At 60.6% G+C, this 21,292-nt stretch carries 18 protein-coding genes, 4 tRNA genes and 1 pseudogene; 20 read left to right on the forward strand and 3 right to left on the reverse strand.

Features of this window, described 5'->3' with window-relative positions:
* Positions 1-12 precede the first annotated feature (12 nt).
* The 18 genes and pseudogenes from CKW15_RS06150 (at position 13) to CKW15_RS06235 (ending at position 17,504) form a co-directional block, all read left to right on the forward strand.
* A complete protein-coding gene (locus tag CKW15_RS06150) occupies positions 13-1,224 on the forward strand; it encodes an O-succinylhomoserine sulfhydrylase (protein WP_095060887.1) in 1,212 nt (403 codons plus the stop codon).
* The gene (locus tag CKW15_RS06155; protein WP_095060885.1) at positions 1,221-1,997 is read left to right on the forward strand and encodes an SDR family oxidoreductase; all 777 of its coding nucleotides are present in this window, start codon (positions 1,221-1,223) and stop codon (positions 1,995-1,997) included. The genes CKW15_RS06150 and CKW15_RS06155 overlap by 4 nt, the downstream gene beginning before the upstream one ends.
* A gap of 207 nt (positions 1,998-2,204) precedes the next feature.
* A tRNA-Val gene (locus CKW15_RS06160) sits at positions 2,205-2,280 on the forward strand.
* Positions 2,281-2,333: 53 nt separating this feature from the next.
* A tRNA-Asp gene (locus tag CKW15_RS06165) sits at positions 2,334-2,410 on the forward strand.
* A 105-nt stretch (positions 2,411-2,515) separates the two neighbouring features.
* Positions 2,516-2,592: transfer RNA gene (locus CKW15_RS06170), tRNA-Asp, on the forward strand.
* Between the two features lie 367 nt (positions 2,593-2,959).
* On the forward strand, positions 2,960-3,469 hold the full coding sequence (locus CKW15_RS06175) for a sigma-70 family RNA polymerase sigma factor (RefSeq protein WP_095058096.1): 510 nt from the start codon (positions 2,960-2,962) through the stop codon (positions 3,467-3,469).
* On the forward strand, positions 3,466-4,416 hold the full coding sequence (locus tag CKW15_RS06180) for a FecR domain-containing protein (RefSeq protein ID WP_095058095.1): 951 nt from the start codon (positions 3,466-3,468) through the stop codon (positions 4,414-4,416). The genes CKW15_RS06175 and CKW15_RS06180 overlap by 4 nt, the downstream gene beginning before the upstream one ends.
* Positions 4,417-4,483: 67 nt before the next feature.
* Entirely contained in the window at positions 4,484-6,907 is a 2,424-nt protein-coding gene (locus CKW15_RS06185; protein ID WP_095151829.1) for a TonB-dependent receptor, read from the forward strand.
* Between the two features lie 78 nt (positions 6,908-6,985).
* Entirely contained in the window at positions 6,986-7,927 is a 942-nt protein-coding gene (locus tag CKW15_RS06190) for an ABC transporter substrate-binding protein (RefSeq protein WP_095058093.1), read from the forward strand.
* Positions 7,927-8,916 (forward strand): iron ABC transporter permease, encoded by a 990-nt coding sequence (locus CKW15_RS06195; protein ID WP_095058092.1) that lies wholly within the window; start codon positions 7,927-7,929, stop codon positions 8,914-8,916. Before CKW15_RS06190 ends, CKW15_RS06195 begins: the two co-directional genes overlap by 1 nt.
* Positions 8,909-9,940, forward strand: coding sequence for an iron chelate uptake ABC transporter family permease subunit (locus tag CKW15_RS06200; RefSeq protein WP_095058091.1), 1,032 nt, complete (start codon positions 8,909-8,911; stop codon positions 9,938-9,940). Before CKW15_RS06195 ends, CKW15_RS06200 begins: the two co-directional genes overlap by 8 nt.
* 12 nt (positions 9,941-9,952) lie before the next feature.
* Complete coding sequence (locus CKW15_RS06205; RefSeq protein WP_095151830.1) at positions 9,953-10,744, forward strand: ABC transporter ATP-binding protein; 792 nt, start codon at positions 9,953-9,955, stop codon at positions 10,742-10,744.
* Positions 10,741-11,523, forward strand: coding sequence for an IucA/IucC family C-terminal-domain containing protein (locus tag CKW15_RS06210; RefSeq protein ID WP_095151831.1), 783 nt, complete (start codon positions 10,741-10,743; stop codon positions 11,521-11,523). Before CKW15_RS06205 ends, CKW15_RS06210 begins: the two co-directional genes overlap by 4 nt.
* Positions 11,524-11,570: 47 nt before the next feature.
* A pseudogene (locus CKW15_RS28670) lies at positions 11,571-11,750 on the forward strand (LysR family transcriptional regulator); the annotation flags it as partial.
* A gap of 175 nt (positions 11,751-11,925) precedes the next feature.
* Positions 11,926-14,757, forward strand: coding sequence for a xanthine dehydrogenase family protein molybdopterin-binding subunit (locus tag CKW15_RS06220; protein ID WP_095058088.1), 2,832 nt, complete (start codon positions 11,926-11,928; stop codon positions 14,755-14,757).
* Positions 14,750-15,289 (forward strand): (2Fe-2S)-binding protein, encoded by a 540-nt coding sequence (locus CKW15_RS06225; RefSeq protein ID WP_007982256.1) that lies wholly within the window; start codon positions 14,750-14,752, stop codon positions 15,287-15,289. The genes CKW15_RS06220 and CKW15_RS06225 overlap by 8 nt, the downstream gene beginning before the upstream one ends.
* 2 nt (positions 15,290-15,291) lie before the next feature.
* Positions 15,292-16,530 (forward strand): cytochrome c, encoded by a 1,239-nt coding sequence (locus CKW15_RS06230; protein ID WP_095058087.1) that lies wholly within the window; start codon positions 15,292-15,294, stop codon positions 16,528-16,530.
* Between the two features lie 2 nt (positions 16,531-16,532).
* On the forward strand, positions 16,533-17,504 hold the full coding sequence (locus CKW15_RS06235) for an XdhC family protein (protein WP_095058086.1): 972 nt from the start codon (positions 16,533-16,535) through the stop codon (positions 17,502-17,504).
* Between the two features lie 79 nt (positions 17,505-17,583).
* Here the strand turns inward: CKW15_RS06235 and CKW15_RS06240 are convergent, their stop codons facing one another.
* Positions 17,584-18,867 (reverse strand): FAD-binding oxidoreductase, encoded by a 1,284-nt coding sequence (locus CKW15_RS06240; RefSeq protein WP_095058085.1) that lies wholly within the window; start codon positions 18,865-18,867, stop codon positions 17,584-17,586.
* A gap of 184 nt (positions 18,868-19,051) precedes the next feature.
* Between CKW15_RS06240 and CKW15_RS06245 the strand changes: the two genes are divergently transcribed.
* A tRNA-Val gene (locus tag CKW15_RS06245) sits at positions 19,052-19,128 on the forward strand.
* 112 nt (positions 19,129-19,240) lie between these two features.
* Here the strand turns inward: CKW15_RS06245 and CKW15_RS06250 are convergent.
* Positions 19,241-20,380: a tyrosine-type recombinase/integrase gene (locus CKW15_RS06250; protein WP_095151832.1), complete on the reverse strand. Its 1,140-nt coding sequence runs from the start codon at positions 20,378-20,380 to the stop codon at positions 19,241-19,243.
* Positions 20,380-20,613, reverse strand: a complete 234-nt coding sequence (locus tag CKW15_RS06255) for a hypothetical protein (RefSeq protein WP_095058083.1) — start codon at positions 20,611-20,613, stop codon at positions 20,380-20,382. The genes CKW15_RS06250 and CKW15_RS06255 overlap by 1 nt, the downstream gene beginning before the upstream one ends.
* Positions 20,614-20,624: 11 nt before the next feature.
* On the opposite strand from CKW15_RS06255, the gene CKW15_RS27960 reads away from it, so the two are divergent.
* Complete coding sequence (locus CKW15_RS27960) at positions 20,625-21,143, forward strand: hypothetical protein (protein ID WP_143498369.1); 519 nt, start codon at positions 20,625-20,627, stop codon at positions 21,141-21,143.
* The last annotated feature ends 149 nt before the right edge of the window (positions 21,144-21,292 follow it).

The following is a 21,292-nucleotide window of genomic DNA, read 5'->3' on the forward strand; positions in this document are numbered from 1 at the left end:
AGGAGTGACAGCATGAGTCAGGATTGGGATGCCGGTCGGTTGGACAGCGACCTCGAAGGCGTAGCGTTCGATACCCTGGCCGTACGTGCCGGTCAGCACCGCACGCCGGAAGGCGAACACGGTGATCCGATGTTCTTCACCTCCAGCTACGTATTCCGTACCGCCGCCGACGCCGCTGCGCGTTTCGCTGGCGAAGTGCCGGGTAACGTTTACTCGCGCTACACCAACCCGACCGTGCGCGCCTTTGAAGAGCGCATTGCCGCGCTGGAAAGCGCCGAGCAGGCCGTGGCCACCGCGACCGGCATGGCCGCGATCATGGCGGTGGTGATGAGTCTGTGCAGCGCTGGCGATCACGTGCTGGTGTCGCGTAGCGTGTTCGGGTCGACCATCAGCCTGTTCGAGAAGTACTTCAAGCGTTTCGGCATCGAAGTCGATTACGTAGCCCTGGCGGACTTGTCCGGTTGGGACGCGGCGATCAAATCCAATACCAAATTGCTGTTCGTCGAGTCGCCGTCCAATCCACTGGCTGAATTGGTGGACATCGCGGAACTGTCGAAAATCGCTCACGCCAAAGGCGCGATGCTGGTGGTCGACAACTGTTTCTGCACGCCGGCATTGCAGCAGCCGCTGAAAATGGGCGCAGACATCGTCGTGCACTCGGCCACCAAGTTCATCGACGGTCAGGGCCGTTGCATGGGGGGCGTCGTTGCAGGTCGTGGCGAACAGATGAAAGAGGTGGTCGGCTTCCTGCGCACTGCCGGGCCAACGCTTAGCCCGTTCAACGCCTGGATCTTCCTCAAGGGCCTGGAAACGTTGAACCTGCGGATGAAGGCGCATTGCGCCAACGCCCAGCAACTGGCCGAGTGGCTGGAGCAGCAGGACGGTATCGAGAAAGTCCATTACGCCGGGCTCAAGAGCCATCCGCAGCACGAGTTGGCCTTGCGCCAGCAGAAGGGTTTCGGGGCGGTGGTGAGTTTCGAGGTCAAGGGTGGCAAAGAGGGCGCCTGGCGCTTTATCGACGCCACGCGACTGATTTCGATCACCGCCAACCTGGGCGATAGCAAAACCACCATCACGCACCCGAGCACAACTTCGCACGGACGTCTGGCGCCGCAAGAGCGTGAAGCAGCCGGTATTCGTGACAGTCTGATTCGCGTTGCTGTCGGCCTCGAAGACGTGGCCGATCTGCAAGCCGATCTGGCACGCGGTCTGGCTGCGCTGTGATCGAGTTGTCCACGCCGTCCGCTGGCTCCAATGGTCGTGTCGCACTGGTAACCGGTGCGGCGCGAGGTATTGGCTTGGGGATTGCCGCCTGGCTGATCAGCGAAGGCTGGCAAGTCGTATTGACGGACCTGGACCGCGAGCGCGGGTCGAAAGTGGCGAAGGTCCTGGGTGATAGCGCCTGGTTCATTGCCATGGATGTCTCGAACGAAGGGCAGGTGGCACTCGGTGTTGCCGAGGTGTTGGGCCAATTCGGGCGTCTTGATGCGCTGGTCTGTAACGCCGCGGTTGCGGATCCGCACAACATCACTCTGGAAAGCCTTGATCTGGCCTACTGGAATCGTGTGCTGGCGGTAAACCTCAGTGGGCCGATGTTGTTGGCCAAGCACTGTGCGCCGTACCTGCGCGCTCACAGCGGGGCGATCGTCAATCTGGCTTCGACCCGTGCCGGGCAGTCGGAGCCTGACACAGAGGCTTACGCGGCGAGCAAGGGCGGCCTGCTGGCCCTGACTCACGCGCTCGCAATCAGCCTGGGCCCGGAGATTCGGGTCAACGCCGTCAGCCCTGGCTGGATCGATGCGCGCGACCCTTCGGCACGCCGTGCCGAACCACTGACTGATGCCGATCATGCCCAGCATCCGGCGGGCAGGGTGGGGACGGTTGAGGATGTGGCGGCGATGGTGGCGTGGCTGTTGTCCAGGAACGCAGGGTTCGTTACGGGCCAGGAGTTTGTGGTCGACGGCGGTATGACCAAGAAAATGATCTACAGCGAGTGACGCTGGCGGATCTGATCAACCGTAGGAGCGAGCCTGCTCGCGATCGGTCGGAACATTCGGCATCCAGGTTGGCTGGCAGGCCGCCATCGCTGGCAAGCCAGCTCCTACAGGTTTTATGCGGATTTCGTCTTTTTCAGAAAAACTTCAATCCTACTATTGACTTAGGTTCGCTACCTGCGTAAATTTCGCGGCCTCGGAGATGCAAACGGGTGATTAGCTCAGCTGGGAGAGCGTCTGCCTTACAAGCAGAATGTCGGCGGTTCGATCCCGTCATCACCCACCACTTCCGAGAGACTTGCGAAAGCAAGAGGTAGGCTGAAATGCCTCCACCGACGCGCAGCGGTAGTTCAGTCGGTTAGAATACCGGCCTGTCACGCCGGGGGTCGCGGGTTCGAGTCCCGTCCGCTGCGCCATATTTTCCGAGTCAGGTTCGCCCTGATTCGAGATTAAAAGAGAGATTGAAAAGTCTCAGAGCTTTTAATCAGACGAGTTAATTGAGCGTCAGCTCAAAGCGATACGCAGCGGTAGTTCAGTCGGTTAGAATACCGGCCTGTCACGCCGGGGGTCGCGGGTTCGAGTCCCGTCCGCTGCGCCATATCTGCCCCGAGGCCCACTGAACGCCTTGGAGCTACGAAGAAACCACTGGTTACTTCGAGTCGATAGCAAAGACCCTGGTCGAAAGACCGGGGTTTTTTGTGTCTGCGATTTGTCTTTTTCTCCTTCCTCACGACCTTCAGGGTTTCGCATCTGCCGACCAAGCGCGGATGGCCGATGCCTCTTGAAAATCCCCTCAATAGTCCGCTGCCTCGATAAACCGGCGCCGCGCGGCCGATATCTCGGTCTGTGATCAAATTATTCAAGCCTTTACCGGGTGCAATTCGCACAAAGGACTTGGTTTGACCTCTCAACACTAATTAGAATGAGTCGCATTTAAAATATTTCTTCGCGCAGGGTTTCTTTAGATGAGTGATGCAGCGTTGCCGCCGGAGCAAACCTTCCACGACCTGTACCGCGACCATCGGAGCTGGCTCGAAGGATGGTTGAGACGACGCATGGGCAATGGCAGCGACGCGGCGGATCTGAGTCAGGATACCTTCGTTCGTTTGCTCGCCAGCTCCCAGCGCATCGCCGACCTGCAAGAGCCTCGCGCCTACCTGGCGACAGTCGGCAAGCGGCTGCTGGCCAACTTCTACAAGCGCCGCAGCCTGGAGCAAGCTTATCTCGATGCATTGGCGTTGCTGCCCGAGGACTGCGTCCCGTCTCCCGAGGAGCGCTGGATCCTGCTGGAAACCCTGCAAGCCCTGGACGAATTGCTCGATGGGTTGCCGGGCCCGGTACGCCGAGCATTTCTTTTGAGTCAACTGGAAGGCCTGGGCTACCAAGAGATTGCCGAGCGTCTGCAAGTATCGGAGCGCACGATCAAGCGCTACATGGCTCAAGCCTACGAACATTGCCTGCTGGTGGAAATGTGATCGGCTCGCCACCTTCGGCTGAAACCCGCCAAACCGTGCGGGCCGCCGCGCAGTGGCTAGCCCTCATGGAATCCGGCTACGCCAATGAGCGGGACCGGGCGTTGTTGCAGAGCTGGCGCGATAGCGATTCCAGCCATGAGCAGGCCTGGCAGAAAGCACAACTCTTGCGCCAACGCTTTGCCGTTCTGCCTTCGGCCTTGGCCATGGCCAGTCTCGACCGACCACAAGCCAGTCGACGTACGGTGCTCAAGCGCGCCGTCGGGGCGGTGGCTTTGCTGCCGACTGCCTGGCTGATCAGTCGACAGTTACCTCTGGATGTCTGGAGCGCCGACCTTCGGACCGCCACCGGGGAAAGTAAAAAAGTCCGGTTGGTCGATGGCAGCGCTGTGCAACTGAACACCGCCAGTGCCGTCGATATCGACTTGAAGAGCCGGCACCTGACCCTCGTGGAAGGCGAAATGGCACTGAATGTACCCGGGATGTCGCCGCTGACAATTCTCACGCGCTTTGGGCAAGTGGTCGTCAGTCAGGGCGAGGTGTGTGTTCGTCAGGGGCAGATGGGCTGCAAGGTCTCGGTGCTCAAGGGCACAGTGCAGTTGCAGCCTCTGCACGGACCGGTCTTTTCGTTGCGCGGCGGCCAGCAGGTCAGCCTTCAAGCGGCGGGTGCTAGTGTCGTAGAGCCATTTGACGTACTCGCCCCGGGCTGGCGTGAGGGTGTGCTGATGGCGCAGAACCAACCCTTGGGGGATTTCCTGCGCGAACTCCGCACCTATCGTCCGGGCGTGTTGCGCTGGGAACCCGAGCTGGAATCGTTGCGCATCACCGGCAGTTTTCGCCTTGAAGACACCGATCGTATTCTGGCTTTGCTGGCGGCCAGCCTGCCACTGGAAGTGCATTCACGTACGCGTTACTGGGTAACGCTGGTACCGCGCAAAAATAGTGTTTAAAGCGTGTCCCCTTTTTTCGTGTCGCTTGTCATTCAAGGCAAGTGAAACGAAATCAGAGAGATTCTCAATGCTCGCAGTGATGTCTAGCAGTATGCGTCCGGCTCCATCCAGGTTGCGCCCGTTGTTGCACTTGAGTCTGTTGTTGAGCCTGAGTGCCTGCCCCTTATTCATCACTGCCGGTTGGGCCGAAGACGCGCCTCGGCGCAGCTATCAGGTGCCAGCCGGTAGCCTCGACGCTGCGCTGACTCGTTTCGCGGGGTTGGCCGGGGTCAATCTGTCAGTGGACCCGGCACTGGTGAGGGGGCGCACCAGCCCCGGTCTGTCCGGCGACTTCGCGGTGGAGGAGGGCTTCGCCCAATTGCTGCAGGGTTCCGGTCTGCAATTGCAGCCGGTGGGTGAACAGGCGTACATGCTGACCCCGGCACCAACCGGCGGCAGCCTGCAATTGGGTGCTACCTCCATTTACGCGACGGCGGACACGGCGGACGGTGATCCGTATGTCGGCGGGCAGGTGGCACGCCGTGGGTCGCAAGGCTTGCTGGGCTCGAAAGATTTCATGGAAACGCCGTTCAGCGAGACCACCTACACCAGTGAGTTGGTGAAAAACCTGCAGGCGCGTACCTTGGGCGACCTCGTGGCCAGCGATCCCTCGGTTCGCGCCACCAACCCGGCGGGTGGGCGGTATGAGCAGTTCACCATTCGCGGAATGAGCCTGTTCAACAGTGACGTCTCCTACAACGGTCTCTACGGCATTCTGCCGACATACACCATCGATATGGAAATGGCCGATCGCGTCGACATCCTCAAAGGCCCGAGCCAGCTCATAAATGGCATCTCGCCACGGGGTAGCGTGGGTGGCGGGATCAACGTGGTGCCCAAGCGCGCCACCGACGTGCCCATCACTTCGTTTACCGGCAACTACGCTTCCGACAGCCAGGTCGGCGGGGCCGTGGACATCGGTCGGCGCTTTGGTGAGGGGGACATGTTCGGTGTTCGTTTCAACGGCGTGAAGCAGTCCGGCGATACCGAATGGGATCACCAGAGTGTTGATCGCGAGATGGCTGTGCTGGGCCTGGATTTTCGCGGTGAACGCCTGCGGCTCTCGACGGACGTCGGACATAACGAACGTGACACCGACGCCCCGCAGGAACGCGTGCAGGTCGGCGCCAACGCTCAGGTTCCGCACGCCAGCGATGTTCGCCACAACTATGCGCAGCCGTGGAGCAATGCGCGTACCAAGGACACCTTCGGTACGGTGACCGGCGAGTACGATGTCAGCGATGCCGTCATGGTGTACGCCGGTGCGGGCGCGCGTAAAAGTAATCATGACTTCCTCCGGCACGCCGTAGCGGTCACCAACAACGCAGGTAACTTCAGCGTTCTGCCACGTGACTTCACTCGTGACGAAAATGTCCGGACGGCCAACGTCGGGGTGCGCAACTGGTTCCATACCGGTCCGGTGAGCCATGAGGTCAACCTGGCTGCCAGTTATTTCTATATGGATTTCGAAAACGGCGGCGCCCGTTATGCCGCTGCGCCGAGCAACATCTACAACCCGGTGCAGACACCGACCCCCATCAATCCCACGCGCCTTGATTCCGAGGTGTATACCGAGAACCGCTCCAGCAGCGTCGCGTTGTCCGACACACTGGGCTTTTTCGATGATCGGGTGCTGCTGACCCTCGGCGCTCGCTGGCAGCGAGTGCAGGTCGATGATTGGGCGGACGATGTCAAAGGCGACACGGCCTACGATGAGGAAAAGGTTTCGCCCTCGGGCGGCATCCTGTTCAAGGCCACCGACAAGCTCTCGTTGTATGCCAACTACATGGAAGGCCTGAGCCAGGGCAAGATCGCGCCTTCGACCTCGGTGAACGAAGACGAGATATTCCCGCCGTTCATCAGTCGGCAGGTCGAGGTCGGTGCCAAATATGATGCGGGGGCGTTTGCCATCACCACCGCGGTGTTCCGGATCAAGCAACCGGCTTATGAAACCAACGCCACGACGCGGGTTTTCGGTCCGAACGGCAAACGCGAAAACAAGGGTGTGGAAGTCAGTGTGTTCGGTGAGCCGCTCGAAGGTTTCCGTCTGCTCGGCGGTGTCATGTACATCGACAGCGAGCTGACCGATACCACCAAGGGCACCTTTGACGGCAACCGCGCGCCTGCCACGCCGGAATACAACGTCAACCTGGGCGCCGAGTGGGACGTGCCGAATGTACAAGGCCTGACCTTGACCAGCCGCAGTCTCTATTCCAGCTCGCAGTACCTGGACCAGTCCAATAACAAGGAAATCGATTCCTGGACGCGTGTCGACGTGGGCGCGCGCTATGCCTTCAAGGTCGAGGAAAAGAACATCACCCTGCGGGCCAATGTCGAGAACGTGGCTGACAAGCGCTACTGGAGTTCCGCCGGGGCCTCGGATGACAGTGAGCCTGGATTGACGCTCGCGACGCCACGAACCTACCTCCTTTCGGCAACCGTCGACTTCTGAATCGATTCAACCGTGCGTTGCGCCACAGGGAAGGGCGCTGCCGAGTTGTGTCATGCATCGATTGCAGAGGACCAGAGCATGCCCAGCCTCACTTGCCCGCTCAAGAACGGACAGATCAACACGCCCTCCAGGCGTACGCTGTTGCGCCTGTCTTTGGGCGTACTTGCACTCAAGTGTGTCCCGTCGGCGTGGGCCCGGGCCGACGTCGCGCCACTGCGGGTGATCACCCTGTTTCAGGGCGCCACCGACAGCGCCGTGGCGTTGGGTATCACACCTTGCGGCATCGTCGATTCCTGGAGTGAAAAGCCCACCTATCGCTATCTGCGCTCGACGCTGGAGCTGGTGCCCCATGTCGGCCTGGAAACCCAGCCCAGCCTTGAGGACATCGCGCTGCTCAAGCCGGACGTGATCATCGCCTCGCGCTTTCGCCATGAGCGCATCGCACCGCTGCTCGGGCAGATCGCCCCGGTAGTGATGCTGGAGGAAGTGTTCGAGTTCAAAAAGACCTTGGCGTTGATGGGCCTGGCCTTGCACCGCCAGCAGCGGGCCGAGGAGGTGTTGGCCCGCTGGCAGCTACGCACGGCACAACTGCGCCAGCAACTGCAGCACAAGTTTGCCGGGCGCTGGCCGCCAACGGTGTCGATTCTGGATGTCCGTGAAGACCATATCCGCAGTTATTTACCGGCAAGCTTTCCTGGTTCGGTGATCACCGAGCTGGGGTTCGGTTGGAGTGACGCCAGTCGGGCGGCGAATGGGGTATCGATCAAACTCACCAGCAAAGAGAGTCTGGCGGTGGTCAATGCCGACATTTTCTTTGTCTTCTTGCGCGAGGATAAACCGGCAGTGCAACGAAACTATGAAAGCCTGGTGCAGCATCCGTTGTGGCAGCAAATGCGAGCACCGCAGCAGGCGCAGGTGTGGCGGGTCGATGGGGTGGCCTGGAGTCTGTCGGGCGGAATGCTCGGGGCGAACCTCATGTTTGATGACGTTGCGCGGCTGATCACGGCGGACCTGTCCTGATGAGCAATGGTTTGAAGCTGTGCTGCGCCGGGATCGTGTTGCTGCTCAGCGGCGTAATGAGCCTGGCGGTCGGAGCGACCTGGATTCCGTTGTCGCACATTGCAGCAGCGTTCGTGAATCCCGACCCGCTCAGCGTCAGCCATGTGCTGGTGACCACCACACGCCTGTCGCGCACCTTGATGGCGATGGCCGTGGGCGCGAGCCTGGCCGTGGCGGGGGCCTTGATGCAGGCGCTGACGCGCAATCCGCTGGCGTCCCCCGGTTTGTTCGGGATCAATGCCGGCGCGACCTTCTTTATCATCCTGTGCTCCTCGGTGTTTTCCCTGTCCTCTCCGGATACCTGGCTGTGGTGTGCGTTCATCGGCGCGGCCGTGTCCGGTAGCATCGTGTGGCTGATCGGCAACATGGGGCAGGGCAGTCTCAGCCCGTTGCGCATTGTGCTGGCGGGGGCGGCGATGGCCGCGTTGTTCTCCGCATTCAGCCAGGCGTTGCTGGTGGTCAATCAGGAGGGGCTGGACACGGTGCTGTTCTGGCTGGCGGGCTCGTTGACCGAGCGCAGCCTGTCGGTCGCCGCGCCCCTGCTGATATGTGGCGTACTCGGGCTGTTCGGCGCGATGTTGCTGGCGGGGCAGGTCAACGTGCTTAACGCCGGCGAGGAGATCGCCACCGGCCTGGGCCAGCGCACCGGGTTGATCCGGCTGCTGATGAGCGTGCTGGTGGTCTGTCTGGCGGGCAGTGCCGTGGCCTTGGCCGGCAGCATCGGGTTTATCGGCTTGCTGGTGCCGCACATGGTACGCAAGGGCCTGTCCATCGATCATCGCTGGTTACTGCCGGGTTGCGCGCTGCTTGGTGCGATTGTCCTGCTGCTGGCCGATACCTTGTCGCGGGTGTTGATCCTGCCGCAGGAGGTGCCGGTGGGTGTGATGACGGCATTGTTCGGCGCTCCTTTTTTCATTCTGCTGGCCCGGCGTGGAGGTCGTTATGGATAAGGTCCTGACCTGGCGCCGTAGCGGGTTTTCCCGGCGGATCAACGTCACCACTGTGTGGCGGTTGCTGTCGGCATTGATGGTGACGGTGCTGATCATGCTCGGCTCGCTGTCGCTGGGCAAAGTCATGCTGTCGCCGCTGGAGGTGCTGAGGGTTCTGCTGTCGAACCAGGACGCCAGCCTGACGTTCATTGTCGAGCAACTGCGCTTCCCACGCATGCTGCTGGCGGCGTTGGTGGGGGCGGCGTTGTCGGTGTCCGGGCTGATTCTGCAAAGCATCATCCGCAACCCGCTGGCGTCGCCCGACCTGCTGGGTATCACCAGCGGCGCCAGTGCGGCGGCGGTGCTGTATCTGTCGTTTTTCTCCGTCGCATTGGGCCAACAGTATCTGCCGCTGGCGGCGATGCTCGGGGCGGGGCTGGCGGCATTGGCGATTTATTTGCTGGCCTGGAAGCAGGGGGCCTCCCCGCTGCGCCTGGTGTTGATCGGGGTCGGCATCAGCGCGATGTTGACCGCCGCGACCACCTTCATTCTGGTCTTCAGCCCGTTGACCACAACCCTGTCGGCGTATGTCTGGCTGACCGGCAGCGTGTACGGCGCCAGTTGGCCGGAGCCGTTGGCGCTGGGTGGCTGGTTGTTGGGTATTTGCCCGCTGCTGGTGCTGCTGGCCCGGCAGGTGAGGGTGCAACAGCTGGATGACTCTCTGGCTCAGGGCATCGGCGTTCGCGTGCAGTGGCTGCGTGCCGGTTTGTTGCTGGTGAGCGTGGCATTGGCCGGTGCGGCGATTGCCTGGGGCGGGGCGATAGCCTTTGTCGGGCTGATTGCGCCGCACATTGCCAGGCGTCTGGTGGCCCCGGGTTTCGGTGGTCAGGCAGCGATGGCGGCGCTGGTCGGGGCGAACCTCGTGGTGCTGGCCGACCTCGCCGGGCGTGTCCTGTTTTTGCCGCTGGATCTGCCGGCCGGGATTTTTGTCGCCGTGCTGGGCACACCCTTTTTTCTCTATTTGTTGATCAAACAGCGTCATTGAGGAATTCAACGTATGACGTCGATTGCAAGTCGCGGCCTGACCCTGAGTTATCAGCGCCAGGTGATTATTGATGCGCTGGACATGCAACTGCCCCAGGGCAAGATTTCGGTACTGATCGGCAGCAACGGCTGCGGCAAAAGCACCTTGCTCAAATCCTTCGCCCGACTGCTCAAACCGCAACAGGGCATGGTGATTCTCAACGGTGTGGATATCCAGCAAAAGTCCACGGCCGCCGTGGCCCGGGAGTTGGCCATTCTGCCTCAGACCCCCAGCGCGCCGGAGGGCATCACCGTCAGGCAGCTGGTGGCGCTGGGGCGTTATCCGTATCAGAGCTGGATGCAACAGTGGTCGGCGCAAGACGAAGCCATGGTCAACCGCGCTCTGGCGCAAACCAGTCTGCAGGCCCTGGCGGACCGACCGGTGGACGCGTTGTCCGGCGGGCAACGCCAGCGTGCGTGGATCGCCATGACCCTGGCCCAGGACACCGGCATCGTGCTGCTTGATGAACCCACCACCTTTCTCGACCTGGCGCACCAGATCGAAGTGCTGGACTTGCTGCGCGACCTCAATCGGCTCGAAAACAAAACCATCATCATGGTGCTGCACGACCTCAACCTGGCCTGTCGTTACGCCGACCACATGGTCGCGGTGCACAACCGGACGGCCTTTGCCCAGGGGCGACCCGACGAGGTGTTGACCGAGGCGCTGGTCAAGACCGTGTTCGACCTCAACTGCCGAATCATTCCCGATCCGTTCTTCGGGACGCCGCTGTGCATTCCCTTCGGTCGGGAGTTGCCGCAATGAGTCTGGCGCGTCATTTCACGGCAAAGGAGTGGGCGGTGCTCTCGGGTGGGTTGCGGCTCAAGGACGGCACCGGACGCGATCCGTTGCGTTCGCTGATGGCCCGGGATTTGTTGCAGGAGGAACGGTGCGAACAACTGCTGGACGCCTTGGGCCCGATGATCGGCTCGCCAACCCGGGCGATTACGGCCTCGCTACTGGGCAAGCGTTTGTCGTTTCTGGCGACCGGTGCCTGTTTGTATGCGATGTCGGCGTATGACAAAGGGCTATTGCTGACGCTCGACAACACGGTGATCGAATACGGTCACGATGAGGGGCTGTGGACGTCTTCGATACCGCTGCATCATGGTTCGCCGCTGACCTATGGTCTGAATGAGCGCGAGGCCTGGCGGGAAGCCCTGGTGCAGGGACTGTTCGCCGGACTGCTGAAGCCGTTGTGGCAAACCTTCAACCGGGTCGGTGGAGTTTCCCGGCGCATTCTTTGGGAAAACACGGCTGTGCGGGTGTATTCGCTGTATGAAAAGCGTATGGCGAAAATCGAGGACCCGTCAGTGCGCGAGCGCTGTGAAGCGGATTTCAATTGGCTGCTGACACAAGCCGAGCCTGCGCTGTTCGGTCTGGATTACAACCCGCTGAGCCATTTCCGCCGACCGCCGACGCTGGTGGACGAAGGGCAGCGTAGCATTCGCTTTCGCCGAACCTGTTGCTTCTATTACCTGGCCACCGAGCCCGCTGATTACTGTTCGACCTGTCCGTTGCTACGTCCGGGGAAATGCCGATGAGTGAGCGGATCGACCCTCGCCAGCAAAGAGATAGCCGCTGTTCAACGACCGACGCGATCATGGTGCTGTCGTAAACTGCATTGCGCGACTATCTTGAAATGGGCCAGGTGATGGCGCTGGATGTCTAGATGACGCCATTCGGGTTGATGTTGCGCAAGGGCGAACATATCAGTCGGGAGTTGGGCTTGTTCATTGATCTGCTGCGTCGAAAAGCCGCGGTTTTTTGATTCTTCAGTCAGTTTTTTGTTTTCCATAAGCCCATAAACCTTTAAAGTTAACCTTTCGGTCAGCTTTGCACTGTCATCACAGCCCTTTGCTTCGTCAAAAAGGGCTTCTGCAAGACTCGAGATTTCCAGCACATAACCAGAAGGGCGGACCCCATAACCGCCCAGAGGATGATCCATGTCCAACCGTGAAATATCCCGGCGCTCGTTCCTTCAAGGCGGGCTGGTAGCGGGTGTGAGCGTGACGCTCACACCATTGAGCAGCCAGGCGCTGGCAGCCTTGATGGAAAACAGCGTGACCGTGCCGTCCGAACAGTGGCTCGGCAACAACGGCAAGGCGCGTGCCCGTAACGATGCCTTGTCCAAGGTCTGCGGCAGCAAGGTCTTTGCCCGCGACATCCGCGCCAAGGACATGCCGGGCTGGCCGCAGCAGCAGGGCCACGCCATGTTGCTGAAAACCATCAAGGCCGACCGCATCTACGCAGGCTACGACCTGTCGTGGCTCGGCGCCGATTTGCAGCCGGATCGCATCGTCACCGCCGAAGACCTGATCAAGGACGGCATCGTGTTCCCCGAAGAACACGCCCCCGATCCGTTGCTGCCGGCCGGCAAGGTGCCGATGTTCATCGGTCACCCGGTGGCGATCCTGATCTGGAACGATTTCGAGCGTTTCCGCCAGGCCAAGAACCAACTCAAATTCAATGACAAAGCGATTCGTTACGGTGCTCAGGTGCCGTTCTACGAAGGCGATCCGTACGGCAGTTTCCGTTACGTGCGCGTCGGCGGCGCGACCTCGGCGGACGAAGACGAGTTTGCCAGTCTCAAGGATTCGATCCTGTTCCCGATGTTGAAAAACCGGCGTCCGGTGTGGAACTCCCAGCCCAATCTGCACGGAAACCTGACCGAGCGCGGGTTGTTCTACGCCGAGCGCATGAAGCAGCAGATCGACACGCCACCGGATAACTGGCTGGTATTCGACGAGCGCTACAAGACGCCGTCAATCGAACCGGCCGCGATGGAGCCGGACAACGGCAATGGCTGGTACGACCCGGCGACCAAGACCCTGCATTTCGTGGTGGCGACACAGTGCCCGCTGGAAACGGCGACCGAGACCGCGAAGATGATCGCGCCGTCGCGTTTCGGCCTGGCCAACCTGAACATGCACCCGGGTTACACCGTCGGTTACGGCTCGAAAGACCACAACATTTTCGTCTACTACGCAGCGCTGGCCGCGTTGTACGGCGCCGGTGTGCCGGTGCGCCTGGCCAACGACCGCTACGAGCAGTTCCAGAGCGGCATCAAGCGTCACCCGTTCGATATTCGCTACCAATTGGCGGTGGACAAGACCGACCACAGCTTCAAGATTTTCCGCTCCGAGATGAGCGTCGACGGCGGCGGACGGATCAACTACAGCCCATCGGTGGCGGCAGTTGGCGCCACGGCGGCGCAGTCGATCTACTACATGCCGCAGAACGATTTGCAGGTCACGGCCTATCACTCCCGCGCCGTCGAGGCCGGGTCGATGCGCGGTTACGGCACCCTGCAGAGCATGGCGGCCACCGAGATGATGGTCGATGAAATCGCCGGTCGCCTGGGTGTCGATGCCATTGAGCTGCGCCGCAAGAACGCACTGCGCTCGGGCATGAAAAATACCCAGGGCGCGATCCCGGCCGGTGCTTTGCGCCTGCACGAGATTCTCGACAAAGCGGCCGTTCACGACACCTGGAAAAACCGCGACGCGATCAAGAAACAGCGTGAAGCCGCGGATCCGGATAACTGGTACGGCGTCGGTTTTGCCATCTGCCAGAAAGACTTCGGCACCGGTTCCGAAGCGCCGATGGCCAGCGTCGAGTTCACCGCCGATGGCCGTATCAATCTGCGTCACATCGGTATCGAAATCGGCACCGGTATGTCCACCTCCCAGGCGATGGTGGTGGCCGACTTCCTCGGTCTGCCGGCGCATGAAGTGAAGACCGGCGAAACCGAATGGAAAGAGTTGCAGCTGATCAGTGGCGGCAATCCGTACATCATGAGCCAGGCCGAGCAGGACAGCTTCCTGCGCAATCCTCGTTGGGTTGGCAAGGTTGCATCGGCCTCGTCGGCGACCAACTCGGCGTACTACTTCAGCCACGCCACCCGTGAAGCGGCGCGCGTGCTGTTCAACCACGGCTTGTGGCCGGCGGCGATGGAGATCTGGCGACAAGGTCCTTACGGCGGCCAGGCCAACCCTTACGTGGTGCGCCGCGAAGACGCCCATTGGGTCGACGGCAAACTCACTGCCAACGGCATGGAGCCCCTGCCTTTCGCCGTGCTGGCCAAGCGCGCTCACGAGCGCGGCCTGGTGACCGGCGCAACCGTGCATGGCTTCAACCGCTGGAGCTGGGCCGAAGCCGAGTACAGCATCGATGGCGTGCGTGAGCGTTTGCCGCTCGATGGCCTCGCGGTCAAGTACGGCGACGGTGCGCCGAAGGCGAAGCTCGCGCAGATGAACAGCGCCGGTTTCCATCTGCTGGATCGGCAGAACATCGCCTACCCGGCAACCCAGTTGAACAACGCAGCGGTGACTTACTACAGTCCGGTCGCGACGCTGGTGGAAGTGAAGGTCAACAAGGGTTCGAACGAAGTGTCGGTACTCAACCATCACTCGTGGGTCGAGTGCGGTCGGGTGCTGGTGGAAGAGCTGGTCAAGGGGCAGCTCGAAGGCGGCATCGCCATGGGCATCGGCCATGCGCTGATGGAAGAAATGCCGTTGTACGAAGGCGGGCCGGGGGAGGGTGACTGGAACTTCAACCGTTACCGCTTGCCGATGGCGCGCCACGTTGCGGTGTGGAAACAGACGGCGGAAATCCTGCCGCCATTGTCGCCAAGCGATCCATCGAAGGGCATCGCCGAAGTGGTGATGATCCCGGTGGTGGGTGCCATCGGTAACGCCGTGGCCCATGCCATCGGTAAACGTGTCCGCGACCTGCCTATCACTTCTGCTCGCATCAAGGAGGCCCTCAATGGCTAACCGTCCGCTTCAACTGACCCTCAACGGTCAATCCGTCGGCCCGGTGGACATCCCTGATGACCTGCCGATGATCGACTACCTGCATGAATACAAGAACCTCACCGGTTCGCGCCTGGGCTGCGGCCAGGGCATCTGCCACGCCTGCGTGGTGATCGTCGACAACCCGGACGGCACCAGCGAAGAAGTGCGCACCTGCATCACCGGCGCGCACTATTTCGAAGGCAAGAAAGTACGCACCATCGAAGGTCATGCGACCCGCGACGAACAGGGCAAGGTCACTGAACTGAACCCGATCCAGCAGCGCTTCGTTGATGAGTTCGCCTTTCAGTGCAGCTACTGCGCGCCGGGCTTCGTCAATGCCGCGACCGTGCTGGTGGAAAAACTGCAGCGTCAGCCGATCGTCAAAAGCCAGCTGGAAAAAGTCATCGAAGACAGCCTTGGTCATCACATCTGCCGTTGCACCGGGTACGTGCGCTACTACAGTGCCACGCGCAACGTGCTGACCGATCTCGGCCTGGTCAAGGAGGGTTAAGCATGAAGCATCTACTGTCCCGCCTGACGTTGGCGGTCGGCCTGGCCGCGCCGGTATTGCTGGCCCACGCCGATGACACGCAGGTCAAGCAAGGCGAATACCTCGCTCGCGCCGCCGATTGCATGGCGTGCCATACCGCACCGGGTGGCGCGCCGTATGCTGGCGGCCTGCCGATCGTCTCGCCGTTCGGCACGATCTACGGCACCAACATCACCCCGAGCAAAGAGCACGGCATTGGTTCGTACAGCGATGAAGACTTCTTCGCCGCACTGACCGAAGGCAAGCGTCGCGATGGCGCGAACCTGTATCCGGCGATGCCTTACACCTCGTATCACCTGATCCCGCGTGCAGACTCCGACGCGATTCATGCGTACCTGAAAACCGTCGAGCCGATCGAGCGTGCCGCGCCGGTCACCAGCCTGAGCTTTCCGTTCAACGTGCGCCTGGGCCTGATGGGCTGGAACATGATGTACGGCAAGGATGTGAAGCTGGAGTCTGCCGAAGGCAAAAGCGAAGACTGGAAGCGTGGCCAGTACATGGTCGACGTACTAGGTCACTGCGGTGAGTGCCACACACCACGTGGCTTGCCCGGTGCGATGCAGATGGACAAGCGCATGACCGGCGGCATTCTCAATGGTTATCTGGCGCCGAGCCTGCTGGCCAATGACCTGGCGGCTCGCGGCTGGAACCATCAGGACCTGAGCTCGTTCCTCAAGCACGGCATGAGCGCCCAGGGCACGATGTTCAACGAGATGTTCCCGGTGTTCCACAACAGCACTCAGGGCCTCACGGACCCTGACTTGGCGGCGATGGCGACCTTCCTGCTCGGCGATCAGCCACCGGCGGCGAAAGTCCTCACCGAAGTGCCTTTCGACAAACTGAGCCCAAGCGCCCAGCGTGGCCGTCAGGAATACTTGAATGTCTGCGCCGGTTGCCACGCGCCAGGTGGCGAGGGCAAGCCGCACATCGCGGTGGCCATGCGCGGCAACACTACGTTGCGCCTGGAAGATCCGCGCAATCTGGTGCGTGTAATCGACGACGGTATCGGTGAACAGAAATTCTCCGGGTTCGAGCACATGCAGCCGATGCCGGGGTTCGTCCAGAAGCTGAACGACGAACAGCTCACCGACCTGCTGAACTATCTGCGTCAGGGATGGGGCGGTCAGCCGGGTGATCTTGCGGTGAACAACGTGCAGAAGTTGCGGGCCGATGCGCCGCCGCTCGAGCACAAGGCGCACTGACCATGCAGCATCTCGATCTGCAAGTGATACGCCGGGCGCTGGAGTGGTCGACGGCCGGTCAGCGCATCTGGCTCTGCACGGTGCTCGCGACCTACGGCTCGGCGCCGCGCGCGCCGGGCTCGTTGTTGGCGGTGAATGCTCACGGGCAATGGATCGGCTCGCTGTCCGGTGGCTGCGTTGAAGAGGATTTCCTCGAGCGCGTCGCCGAGGGGGCGTTCGAGAACGCAGTCAGCGTCGTTCGTTACGGCGAAGGCGATGATCCGCGCTCGCGGGTGAGCCTGCCCTGCGGCGGTGTGCTCGATGTGTTGGTGGAGAAGCTTGAAGCCGATTGCGAGGTTCAGGCGCATCTGCGAGAACTGGAGTCAGCGCTGTTGGGGCGACGTCGGTTGATCCGTGAAGTCGACCTGGCCAACGGTGCGCGCAGTCTGTTCGATGATCGTGAACAGGGCGTGCGCATCGAGCGTGAAATCGATCGGGTTCGCGTGCGTATCGGCGCGGCCCAGCGCTTGCTGCTGGCTGGGTATTCCAGCGTCGCTCAAGCCTGTGCCGAGTTCGCTGTCGGTCTGGGGTTCGAGGTGATCCTGTGTGATCCGAGGGACGAAGTGCTTGAAGGCGTCGTGTTGGATGGCGTGGAGATTCGTCGTCAACTGCCGTCGGTGTTCATCGCCGATGGTGGCTGCCACAGCGATACCGCGGTGGTGGCGTTGACCCATGATCCGCGCATCGATGACCTGGCGATGATGGAAGCGGTTCGCACAGATGCGTTTTACATCGGCGTGATGGGTTCCATGCAGACGTCGCAAAAGCGTTTCGAGCGCTTGCGGCGGATTGGTGGGCTGGGGGATGCAGAGTTGGCGCGGATTCACGCGCCCATCGGCCTGAACCTGGGCAGCAAGACGCCAGCGGAAATTGCGCTGGCGGTGCTGGCGGACATTCTGCGGATTCGCAGCGGTATCCCACGGGATCGTCTTTAAGATCAGAAGAACGCAGCCAAACGCATTCCCATGTAGGCGCTGCCGAAGGCTGCGATCTTTCGATGCTGATCTTTAGCAGTCAATACCCGAACTTGTCCCGCAACCCGTAATACCACGCGCCCAATGCCGCAAACGGCGTGCGCAGCATTTGTCCGCCGGGGAATGGGTAGTGAGGGAGGTCGGCAAACGCATCAAAACGTTCTGCCTGACCGCGTAGTGCTTCGGCCAATACCTTGCCTGCCAAATGCGTGTAGGTCACGCCGTGGCCACTACAGCCCTGGGAATAGTAGATGTTGTCGCCCAACCGTCCGACCTGGGGCAGGCGCGACAGGGTCAGCAGGAAATTGCCGGTCCAGGCGTAATCGATTTTCACATCCTTGAGCTGCGGGAACGCCTTGAGCATCTTCGGGCGAATGATCGCTTCGATGTTCGCCGGATCCCGCGCGCCATACACCACGCCACCACCGAAAATCAGACGCTTGTCGCCGCTCAGGCGGTAGTAATCGAGCAGATAATTGCAGTCTTCGACGCAGTAATCCTGTGGCAGCAGGGCTTTCGCCAGTTCTTCGCCCAACGGCTCGGTGGTGATGACCTGCGTGCCGCAAGGCATCGATTTGGCGGCGAGTTCCGGAACCAGATTGCCGAGATAGGCATTGCCGGCCACGATGATGAACTTGGCCCTGACCTTGCCTTGCGGGGTATGCACTACCGGGTTCGCGCCGCGCTCGATGCGCACCGCCGGCGATTGTTCATAAATCGTTCCACCCAGGGACTCGACTGCCGCCGCTTCACCCAGCACCAGATTAAGCGGGTGAATATGGCCGCCGCTCATGTCGAGCATCCCACCGACATATTGATCGCAGGCCACGACTTCACGAATTCGGCGTTGATCCATCAGCTCGAGTTGAGTGTGGCCGAATCGCTCCCACAGACGCTTCTGGGACTCGAGATGACCCATCTGCTTGGGAGTCATGGCGGCGAACACGCCACCGTCCTTCAGATCGCATTGAATGTTGTAGGTGGCAACCCGCTCGCGAATGATCCGTCCACCCTCGAACGCCATCTGACCCAGCAACTGCGCCTGTTTTGGGCCCACGGTGCGCTCGATCACATCGATATCACGGCTGTAGCTGTTAACGATCTGGCCACCGTTACGCCCCGACGCCCCAAAACCTACCTTGGCCGCTTCGAGTACAGTCACCTTGAAACCGTTCTCCAGCAGGAACAGGGCAGCGGACAACCCGGTATAACCGGCGCCGATCACGCAGACATCCGTCTGGACTTCATCCTGCAATGCCGGCCGTGGCGGAACCGCATTGGCCGATGCGGCGTAGTAGGACTCTGGGTAGGGAGTGTTCGCCATCCGGCAGCCTCTGTTTAATATATTTTACGAGTGCGTTGATCCTACCCGAGATAAAAATCCCCCGCCAGCCACCCGGAAAATCCACTTCGCACTCGCGAAATTAAATATTTTGCATATTCATAGGGTTAGCGCGAAAAAAGGTGTTGACACCCCTCCGGAATTCCGTAGAATGCCGCCTCACAGCAGGCACGTAGCTCAGTTGGTTAGAGCACCACCTTGACATGGTGGGGGTCGTTGGTTCGAGTCCAATCGCGCCTACCAAACAAAATCCGCTCTGCTGGGCGGTCTAGAGGGGTCACCGGAAACGGTGACCCCTTTTTGCTTTTTTCCTTTGGGCAAACTTTGGGAATATTTTGGGCAAACGACCACTGCGTTACACCTTCAGGTCGGCTTTCACCTTCATATAAACCACCGTTTCATCACCGTGCCCCGCTTGGTAGTGCTCGGTCATCTTCACGTCAGCGTGACCCATCAAGCCTTGGATGTATTCCTGCTCGAAACCCTGTTGCTCATACAGCCACGCGCCGAGCGCCCGGATCTCGTGAAAGGTAGGGCGCTCGCCAGCTGGTATGTCGTCGTAAGCGTGTGAATCGTCCCGCGCCTGGGCAAATGACTTGGTAAGGTAGTCCGCTGTCACCGCATTCCAGTGTAGCTTGGCGTCCAGCTGGCTCCGCTTGCGTGCTTTCGGCGAGTAATGGATCAGGTAAGGGCAGACAACCGGCGACTTTATGCACTCCAGAACCACCTCCCGCAGCGCCTGGCCCATGACGATCTCAAGGTGCACGGGCTTTCCGTAGTTCTGCGTCTTCCCGGGCGATACCTTGATGGTGTTCTGCTCGAGGTCCACGGCCGATTTCGGCCACACCACGATATCCTCCCGCCGCTGAAGACTCAGCAACCCAAGCCGAATGGCGCGTTTCAGCCAGATCGGCGTCCCCACGTATTCCAGAATCGTGTTCAGTCCCTCAACGGTATGGCGCTGGCGCTTCTTCTCGGCCTCCTTCTTGACCAAGGTCAGCTCGGCTGAATTGCGCTCGCATAGGCCCTTGGCCACGGCGAACGCGAACACCTGGACCAGCAACCCGCGGTGCTTCGTGTAGGCATTGTTCTCGAAACCATCCAGGTACTCCGCGATAGTCAGCACATCCAACTGCCCCATCATCAAGTCGCCCAGGTCCTCGCGGTACCGGGCCAACTTGAATTTGATTTCCTTCAGCGTGCTCGCGGCGTAAGTTTTGGTGGTCAGCCATTCCTTTTCGAAGCGCTCCAGGCAGCCGCTGAACTTCGGCGCCGCGTCACCGGTGATCATCGCCAGCAACGCCCCGTCGTCTGCCAGCAGCGGCAGCAGCTTGGCGTTGGCGGCATTGGCCAGCTTGATGGCCTCGGCCATTGGCTTATTGATGCTGGTCTTCTTGCCGGTGATCGGGTTTTTGTACTGCCAGTACTTCCCGTTCGGGTAGAGATTCGCTGGCAGGTCCCGGTTCTTCACTGTTCTGGCGCGCGGCGGAGCCATTAGCCCACCTCCATCATCTTGGCGAGCAACGGATCGTTCGATCCAATCACGGCCGCCTGCAAATCTACGAAGTACATCCCGCCCTTTACCTCTCCAATCACTTCGCCTTCCTCAATCCATTTTTTCAACTGCTGCACACTCGGCTTGCCGCCGGCGTAACGCAACTTCCTGTACTCGCTCACCTCCATCAGGCGCGGGAGCTTTACCGTAATCTGGGCAATGACTTTTGCCATGATGATGCTCCATGCCGCGCGTGGCGGCAGAAGGTGGTGAAGGGTTAGGGCTTGGCGATCTTGTTCCAGCCGCCCTGGCGATGGGTTTCGTGGTAGGTGTCGGTTCCGCGGTGCTGTCCGTGGCTGATTCGGCAGAGCCTGCAGGTTCTGGAGTTACCAAAATCGCCATACTTGACTGCTTCGAACCTGGTCCAGCGATGGCCGAACGGCTTGCATATCAGTGTTCTGGCCGTCATCACGATGGCGTTCCAGAGTTTCGGGTGCTTGGAGTGAAGGTCGTTGTGGATGTGGTTCAGTCGCATCCCAATGCGCCAACGCAATGGTCGGCTCTTGTCGGCCTTGCGAAGCGGTTCAGTGATGAGTTTTCCGATTTGTTTGAGCACAGGAATACCTCGCCCGCTGGTCACCGGCAGGCTTATGGTTTAATGAAATTGATCTTGAACGGGAGGCGGCGATGCAAAAGGCGTTTCGAAACCCTATTTTTATTACCGGCGTTCCAATGGCGATTTTCGGTCTCGGCGTTGGTCTGAACCATTTGCTCAGGGGGGTGCCATTCGGTTATCTCGCTTTTGGCTTACTAAGCTCAGGGTGCACCTTGTTGTTGATTGGGTGGATACAAAGGAATGACTGAGGCTCTCGCCCTCACAGCCGGCCCCTTGTAGATAAGCCCGAGCATGTA

Source organism: Pseudomonas sp. Irchel s3b5 (genome assembly GCF_900187435.1).
Taxonomy (GTDB): domain Bacteria; phylum Pseudomonadota; class Gammaproteobacteria; order Pseudomonadales; family Pseudomonadaceae; genus Aquipseudomonas.

Coding starts and splice junctions, on each gene's coding strand:
- CKW15_RS27960 (WP_143498369.1), top strand. CDS start 20,625: ATGCCGCGCGTGGCGGCAGAAGGTGGTGAAGGGTTAGGGCTTGGCGAT.
- CKW15_RS06230 (WP_095058087.1), top strand. CDS start 15,292: ATGAAGCATCTACTGTCCCGCCTGACGTTGGCGGTCGGCCTGGCCGCG.
- CKW15_RS06255 (WP_095058083.1), bottom strand. CDS start 20,613: ATGGCAAAAGTCATTGCCCAGATTACGGTAAAGCTCCCGCGCCTGATG.
- CKW15_RS06225 (WP_007982256.1), top strand. CDS start 14,750: ATGGCTAACCGTCCGCTTCAACTGACCCTCAACGGTCAATCCGTCGGC.
- CKW15_RS06250 (WP_095151832.1), bottom strand. CDS start 20,380: ATGGCTCCGCCGCGCGCCAGAACAGTGAAGAACCGGGACCTGCCAGCG.
- CKW15_RS06175 (WP_095058096.1), top strand. CDS start 2,960: ATGAGTGATGCAGCGTTGCCGCCGGAGCAAACCTTCCACGACCTGTAC.
- CKW15_RS06185 (WP_095151829.1), top strand. CDS start 4,484: ATGCTCGCAGTGATGTCTAGCAGTATGCGTCCGGCTCCATCCAGGTTG.
- CKW15_RS06205 (WP_095151830.1), top strand. CDS start 9,953: ATGACGTCGATTGCAAGTCGCGGCCTGACCCTGAGTTATCAGCGCCAG.
- CKW15_RS06195 (WP_095058092.1), top strand. CDS start 7,927: ATGAGCAATGGTTTGAAGCTGTGCTGCGCCGGGATCGTGTTGCTGCTC.
- CKW15_RS06190 (WP_095058093.1), top strand. CDS start 6,986: ATGCCCAGCCTCACTTGCCCGCTCAAGAACGGACAGATCAACACGCCC.
- CKW15_RS06235 (WP_095058086.1), top strand. CDS start 16,533: ATGCAGCATCTCGATCTGCAAGTGATACGCCGGGCGCTGGAGTGGTCG.
- CKW15_RS06200 (WP_095058091.1), top strand. CDS start 8,909: ATGGATAAGGTCCTGACCTGGCGCCGTAGCGGGTTTTCCCGGCGGATC.
- CKW15_RS06220 (WP_095058088.1), top strand. CDS start 11,926: ATGTCCAACCGTGAAATATCCCGGCGCTCGTTCCTTCAAGGCGGGCTG.
- CKW15_RS06150 (WP_095060887.1), top strand. CDS start 13: ATGAGTCAGGATTGGGATGCCGGTCGGTTGGACAGCGACCTCGAAGGC.
- CKW15_RS06240 (WP_095058085.1), bottom strand. CDS start 18,867: ATGGCGAACACTCCCTACCCAGAGTCCTACTACGCCGCATCGGCCAAT.
- CKW15_RS06210 (WP_095151831.1), top strand. CDS start 10,741: ATGAGTCTGGCGCGTCATTTCACGGCAAAGGAGTGGGCGGTGCTCTCG.